Origin of the sequence: Marinobacter sp. SBS5, assembly GCF_048285575.1 — a bacterium.
In the GTDB taxonomy this organism is placed as follows: domain Bacteria; phylum Pseudomonadota; class Gammaproteobacteria; order Pseudomonadales; family Oleiphilaceae; genus Marinobacter.
Genome location: NZ_JBLWAZ010000003.1, coordinates 971,480 through 977,546, shown reverse-complemented (window position 1 = coordinate 977,546; position 6,067 = coordinate 971,480). Strand labels below are relative to the sequence as shown.

Below are 6,067 nucleotides of genomic sequence, written 5' to 3'. Positions count from 1 at the left end.
GGGGGTTTTTTCATTTCTGGCTATCCACCGGCGTGCGCTCCTAAAACTAAGAAGTGATATACTCACGCCAATAAACAACACTTAGTTTCTGATGGGAGCCCGGCAATGGCTGCACCTGATCATTTGGTGATTTTCGATACTACTCTCCGTGACGGCGAACAAAGTCCCGGAGCTACGATGAATAAAAATGAAAAACTTCGTATCGCAAAAGCGCTTGAAAAGCTGCGGGTCGATGTCATCGAAGCGGGTTTCGCTATCGCCAGTCAGGGCGATTTTGAGGCGGTTAAAGCCATTGCTGAAACCATCAAAGAATCAACAATCTGCAGTCTCGCGCGTGCGCTTGATAAAGATATAGATCGGGCGGCAGAAGCCATTCGCCCAGCGGCTCGCGGCCGAATTCACACCTTTATCGCTACCTCGCCAATTCACATGCAGCATAAGCTGCAAATGAAACCGGATGAGGTGGTAGAGCAGGCAGTTCGTGCGGTTAAGCGCGCCAGAAGTCACGTCAACGACGTGGAGTTCTCGTGTGAAGATGCAGGCCGTTCAGAATTGGACTTCCTGTGCCGGATCATCGAGGCGGCTATTGATGCCGGTGCGACTACCATCAATATTCCCGACACGGTTGGTTATGCGATCCCCGCAGAGTTCGGTGAAACCATACGCCAGCTGCTTAATCGTATTCCGAATGCAGATAAGGCGATTTTCTCTGTTCACTGCCACAACGATCTGGGCCTTGCGGTAGCGAACTCGATCGCTGCGGTCACCAATGGTGCGCGCCAGGTTGAGTGTACGATCAACGGTTTGGGTGAGCGTGCAGGTAACGCTTCGCTGGAAGAAATCGTGATGGCGGTACGCACTCGTAAGGATCTGTTTAACATCGACACCCGAGTGAATGCCGAGCACATCGTACCGGCTTCCCGCCTTGTTTCGACTATCACTGGCTTCCCGGTGCAGCCCAACAAAGCCATCGTTGGTGCCAACGCCTTTGCCCACGAGTCCGGTATCCATCAGGACGGCGTACTGAAACACCGTGAAACCTACGAGATTATGCGAGCTCAGGACGTGGGCTGGCATACCAATAGCCTGGTGCTGGGTAAGCACTCTGGCCGCAACGCCTTCCGCACCCGCCTGCAAGAGCTGGGTATTGCGTTTGAAACTGAGACTGAGCTGAACGAGGCGTTCACCCGCTTCAAGGCTCTTGCCGACCTCAAGCACGAGATCTTCGATGAAGACCTGCAGGCCATCGCCAGCGATACCAAGCAAAAAGAGGAAGTTGGGCGTTACGGTTTGGTGTGCATGAAGGTTACCTCAGAAACCGGCGTTGTGCCGAAGGCCACCCTGACCTTGACCGTTGACGGCACCGAGCACACGGTGACGTCTGAAGGCAGTGGTCCTGTTGATGCAGTCTTTAAGGCGATCGAGTCATTGGTCGATTCTGGCTGTAACTTGCAGCTGTACTCGGTTAATAACATTACTAGCGGAACAGATGCGCAGGGTGAGGTTACTGTTCGGTTGGAGCGTGGGGGCAGGATCGTTAACGGCGTGGGTGCCGATACTGACATTATCATCGCTTCCGCCAAAGCTTATATCGAGGCCCTTAATCTGGTGACCTCGGGCGGGATTCGTCAGCATCCTCAAGTCGCTGATGTTTGAAGGCATACAGTTGGCACCACGACTAGCGGTTAGGTTTCGTTAATATGCATACGGAAGCGGCAAGGCAGTTCTATCTCGGTGTGGCCGGGGTCAGGATGTGGTACGCGCGGGACTCATTGCCAGGTGCCGCCCCGAGCCCTGAGTATGATTTTAGTGAGCTCGAAGACCAGCCGGTCGCGCCGGATATCGTAGGGGTAGCTCCGGTAGCCCCCGTCCAAAAAGATCCGGAGGAGGCCGCTCGCAGTCGCGACAAAATCGCCCATCTCCAGAGTTTGATGTCGACGGTGGAGGCGCCGTCCAAGCCGCCTCGACAGGCAACGCCAGCTGAACCTCAGCCTGAGGTAAAGACACCCGTTTCTGGGGGGGGCGCCTCAGCAGAGGTCTCAAACTCGGAAGAAGAAAGTTCGGTGGTGCCCGTCTCGGCCGCTGAGGATGTGCCGAGGCTGTTCATTCAGGCGTGGCAGGGTGGCCGCTTTTTGTTGGTGGCGGAAATGTCCGAGGACGCTAGCTTATCTCTGCAAGAGACGTTGGCTGCGAACATACTGAGAAGTTTGGGTGAGTCTTCACCGGTTGGATTGGGTTCGATCCACTGGCCGTTGTTCAACAACCTTAAGGTTTCGCTGAATCGCGTCGAGAATTTGGTGGAAGCGATTGCGGGCCAGTACGGAAAAGCGCGAGACCGGCAGGTAATTGTTTTAGGCGATAGCGGGGATCTGTTAGAGCAAGCGTTTGGAAAAGCGCCTGCGGTCGGGTTTTCTGGCAGTTTGGCTAAGCTGGCATCGGATGCTCGGCTGAAGCGAGAGCTATGGCAAATGATAAAGCCGATGGCGGCTATATGACGGATGCAAAAGCGCCCACCTTAGACAGAGTGGACGGCTCAAGTATACGCCCCCTTACACGGGAAGATCTTCCCTGTGTTATGGAGTTAGAGCTGCTTGGGCATTCCCACCCCTGGACCGAGGGTATCTTTCGCGATTGTTTCAAAGACAATTATCGGGTGTGGGCGTGCATCCACAAGGACGAGCTGGTCGGCTATGCGATCATCAGTTATCAGTTTGATGAAGCGCACCTGCTCAATGTGTGCGTACATCCAAGCTTTCGAGGCATGGGGTTGGGGCGAAAGTTGCTTCGACATGCGATAACGGTCGCCATCGAAGACGATTTGGCGTGCATGATCCTTGAAGTGCGCAAAAGCAATCGTGCCGCAATATTGCTTTACCGAAGTGAGGGTTTTCAGCAGATTGGTGTCAGGCCCAAATACTATCCCGGGCCCTCAGGCGGGGAAGATGCCAGAGTCATGGAGTTGCAGTTCACCTGACCCCACGCTAGCCCGTATAATACCGCGTTTATCATCCATTCCATTCAGGCTGTTGTCTTATGTCTAACCTATCGAAGGAAGTGGCTAAGCGCCATACCTTTGCGATCATCTCGCATCCGGATGCCGGTAAAACCACCATTACTGAAAAGGTACTGCTGTTCGGGCAGGCGCTTCAGAAAGCCGGTACGGTGAAGGGTAAGAAGTCTGGTCAGCATGCAAAATCTGACTGGATGGAAATGGAGAAAGAGCGGGGCATCTCGGTGACCACCTCTGTGATGCAGTTTCCGTATAGCGGCAAGTTGGTGAACTTGCTGGATACCCCGGGCCACGAAGATTTTTCTGAAGATACCTATCGTACTCTGACCGCAGTCGACTCGTGCCTGATGGTGATCGACAGCGCTAAAGGGGTTGAGGAGCGGACCATCAAACTGATGGAGGTTACCCGCCTTAGAGATACCCCGATTATCACCTTCATGAACAAGCTGGACCGGGACACTCGTGATCCGATTGAGCTGATGGATGAAGTTGAAGACGTTCTCAAGATTGCCTGCTCTCCGATTACATGGCCGATCGGTATGGGCAAGAGTTTTAAAGGTGTTTATCACCTGCTTCGCGACGAAGTGATTCTTTATCAGACTGGCCAAGGGCACACCATTCAGGACAAGCGGGTCGTCAAAGGGCTTGATAACCCGGAGTTGGAAGAGGTGCTTGGCGGCTATGCGGCTGATCTGCGCGACGAAATTGAGTTGGTCAAAGGTGCGTCCCACGAATTTGACCAGGAGGCATTCCTTGCCGGTGAGCTGACGCCCGTATTCTTCGGTACCGCGTTGGGTAACTTTGGCGTGGATCATATGCTGGATGGTCTGGTGGATTGGGCACCAACACCTCAGCCTCGAGCGACTGATGTGCGGACGGTAGAGCCTGAAGAAGAGGGCTTTTCCGGGTTTGTGTTCAAAATTCAGGCGAACATGGATCCCCAGCACCGGGACAGGATAGCGTTTGTTCGGATCGTATCGGGTAGTTATAAGCAGGGTATGAAGGCGCGTCACGTGCGAATTGGCAAGGAGGTTCGCTTTTCTGATGCGTTAACGTTTATGGCTGGTGACCGGGAGCATGCAGAACAAGCATTCGCTGGTGACATCATTGGTCTGCACAACCACGGGACTATCCAGCTTGGCGATACCTTTACGGCAGGCGAGGATATGAAGTTCACAGGCATTCCGAACTTCGCGCCAGAGTTGTTCCGCCGGATTCGTCTGAAAGATCCATTGAAGGCCAAGCAGTTGCAGAAAGGCTTGATTCAGCTGTCCGAGGAAGGTGCCGTTCAGGTATTCCGGCCTTTCAAAAACAACGATCTGATCGTTGGTGCAGTCGGCGTTCTGCAGTTTGACGTGGTGGTTGCCCGTTTGAAGAGTGAGTACAAGGTTGAGGCCATCTATGAGCCCATCAACGTAGCAACCGCACGCTGGGTGACCTGTGACGATGAGCGTAAGCTCGAAGATTTCCAGCGCAAGAATCAGGAGAACGTGGCGCTGGACGGTGGCGATCGGCTGGCCTATATCGCGCCGACGATGGTGAACCTGAGTTTGGCTCAGGAACGCTACCCGGATGTTCAGTTCCACAAAACTCGCGAACACTAACGGAACTTGGTGGAGCCGCGAATGCGCCTGTTTGATGCTCATTGCCATTTTGACTTTCCGGAGTTTGACGGGCGCCGGGAACGAGAGGTGGCGCGCGCAAGGGCGGTTGGCGTGCAAGGATTGGTTATGCCCGGGGTTCGGCGAGCGGATTGGGGGCGTTTGGCGTCTTTGGCCGCCCCCGAAACAGGGCTCTGGTATTGTCTGGGTATTCACCCTTGGTTTGTGGGCGAGCATGATTCAGAAGATCTGGATGCCTTGGCGGCAGCGCTTGCGAGCAAGCCTTCAGGGTGTCTTGCTATTGGCGAATGCGGTCTCGATGCTTTGCAGGGGTCGATGGAGGAGCAGGTGCCGTGGTTTGTCGCCCAAGTGCAATTGGCTGCCCGTTTGGATTTTCCGTTGGTGATTCACTCCGTGAAGGCTCACGATCAAGTGGCCGCGCTGTTGCGCTCTGAGCGGTGGCAGGGGCGTGCGTTGATTCATGGCTTCTCCGGAAGTTATCAGCAAGCCTGTCACTTTATCGAGCTGGGCTGCTATATTGGAGTGGGCGGAGTAATCACTCATGACCGGGCAAAGAAAACGCGGGACGTGATTTCGAGGCTGCCCGCGGACGTGTTGGTTCTGGAAACCGACGCTCCGGACATGTCACCTGCTGGGGTGCCGAAAGGGCAAAACTCGCCTGTGTATATTCCGGGTATTTTTGCCCAGTTGGCTGGGCTTCGGGGTGAGGACGAGGGTTGGCTTGCCGAGGCACTGATGGCAAACGTTGGCAGGCTCTATGGCCTGACTCCGGATCTGTTGGCGCCAAGTTAAAGGCCGTGTAGGGGATTTACGAGACAGGTCGACGTAGGGTTGGCTTTCTTTTGAGGTTCGAGTATACTTCGCGCCCTGGCTTTTCAAGGCGATGTCACTATCTCAGCCCCGAATAGTGCCAGCGCAAACTAGGTATGGACCTCCCCCGGATGCCTTGCATGTACCGGTGGTGGTTTTTAACGTTTCTTTTAGCGTTCAAGGCGGAATCAATGAAGACTCTGAGTGCGAAACCAGAAACTGTAAAACGTGACTGGTACGTTGTAGACGCAGCCGGCAAGACGCTGGGTCGTCTGTCAACCGAAATCGCCCTTCGTCTGCGGGGCAAGCATAAGCCTGAGTATACCCCTCATGTGGACACTGGCGATTATATCGTTGTTATCAATGCCAGCCAGGTGAAGGTTACCGGCAACAAGGCATCTGATAAGATGTATTACAGCCATACCGGCTTTCCAGGTGGAATCAAATCCATCAATTTCGAGAAGCTGGTTGACAAGGCTCCCGAGCAAATCATTCAGAAGTCTGTGAAAGGCATGCTTCCGAAAGGTCCGCTTGGCCGTGCCATGTTCAAGAAGCTGAAAGTGTACGCCGGCGCTGAGCATGCGCATGCCGCCCAGCAGCCCAAAGAACTCGACATTTAACGGAA

General features: G+C 54.3%; 6 protein-coding genes. All 6 read left to right on the top strand.

Annotated features, from left to right (window positions below; genetic code table 11):
* Window positions 1-105: 105 nt before the first annotated feature.
* The 6 genes from ACNQ6O_RS11570 to rplM all read left to right on the top strand — a co-directional run bounded on the left by ACNQ6O_RS11570 (window position 106) and on the right by rplM (window position 6,062).
* The gene (locus ACNQ6O_RS11570) at window positions 106-1,656 is read left to right on the top strand and encodes a 2-isopropylmalate synthase (protein WP_418053355.1); all 1,551 of its coding nucleotides are present in this window, start codon (window positions 106-108) and stop codon (window positions 1,654-1,656) included.
* A 44-nt stretch (window positions 1,657-1,700) separates the two neighbouring features.
* Window positions 1,701-2,495: a hypothetical protein gene (locus ACNQ6O_RS11565; protein WP_418053354.1), complete on the top strand. Its 795-nt coding sequence runs from the start codon at window positions 1,701-1,703 to the stop codon at window positions 2,493-2,495.
* Window positions 2,462-2,974: a ribosomal protein S18-alanine N-acetyltransferase gene (rimI, locus tag ACNQ6O_RS11560; RefSeq protein WP_418053353.1), complete on the top strand. Its 513-nt coding sequence runs from the start codon at window positions 2,462-2,464 to the stop codon at window positions 2,972-2,974. Before ACNQ6O_RS11565 ends, rimI begins: the two co-directional genes overlap by 34 nt.
* A 59-nt stretch (window positions 2,975-3,033) precedes the next feature.
* Window positions 3,034-4,614, top strand: coding sequence for a peptide chain release factor 3 (prfC, locus tag ACNQ6O_RS11555; RefSeq protein ID WP_418053352.1), 1,581 nt, complete (start codon window positions 3,034-3,036; stop codon window positions 4,612-4,614).
* Window positions 4,615-4,635: 21 nt separating this feature from the next.
* Window positions 4,636-5,424 carry a TatD family hydrolase gene (locus ACNQ6O_RS11550; RefSeq protein WP_418053351.1) on the top strand — a complete coding sequence of 263 codons (789 nt, stop codon included), beginning with the start codon at window positions 4,636-4,638 and terminating at the stop codon, window positions 5,422-5,424.
* 209 nt (window positions 5,425-5,633) lie between these two features.
* The gene (rplM, locus tag ACNQ6O_RS11545) at window positions 5,634-6,062 is read left to right on the top strand and encodes a 50S ribosomal protein L13 (protein ID WP_114333849.1); all 429 of its coding nucleotides are present in this window, start codon (window positions 5,634-5,636) and stop codon (window positions 6,060-6,062) included.
* Window positions 6,063-6,067: the final 5 nt, after the last annotated feature.

Bases quoted from the DNA above. Each gene is read 5' to 3' on its own strand.
- ACNQ6O_RS11570 (WP_418053355.1), top strand. From the start codon at position 106: ATGGCTGCACCTGATCATTTGGTGATTTTCGATACTACTCTCCGTGAC.
- ACNQ6O_RS11565 (WP_418053354.1), top strand. From the start codon at position 1,701: ATGCATACGGAAGCGGCAAGGCAGTTCTATCTCGGTGTGGCCGGGGTC.
- rimI (WP_418053353.1), top strand. From the start codon at position 2,462: ATGGCAAATGATAAAGCCGATGGCGGCTATATGACGGATGCAAAAGCG.
- prfC (WP_418053352.1), top strand. From the start codon at position 3,034: ATGTCTAACCTATCGAAGGAAGTGGCTAAGCGCCATACCTTTGCGATC.
- ACNQ6O_RS11550 (WP_418053351.1), top strand. From the start codon at position 4,636: ATGCGCCTGTTTGATGCTCATTGCCATTTTGACTTTCCGGAGTTTGAC.
- rplM (WP_114333849.1), top strand. From the start codon at position 5,634: ATGAAGACTCTGAGTGCGAAACCAGAAACTGTAAAACGTGACTGGTAC.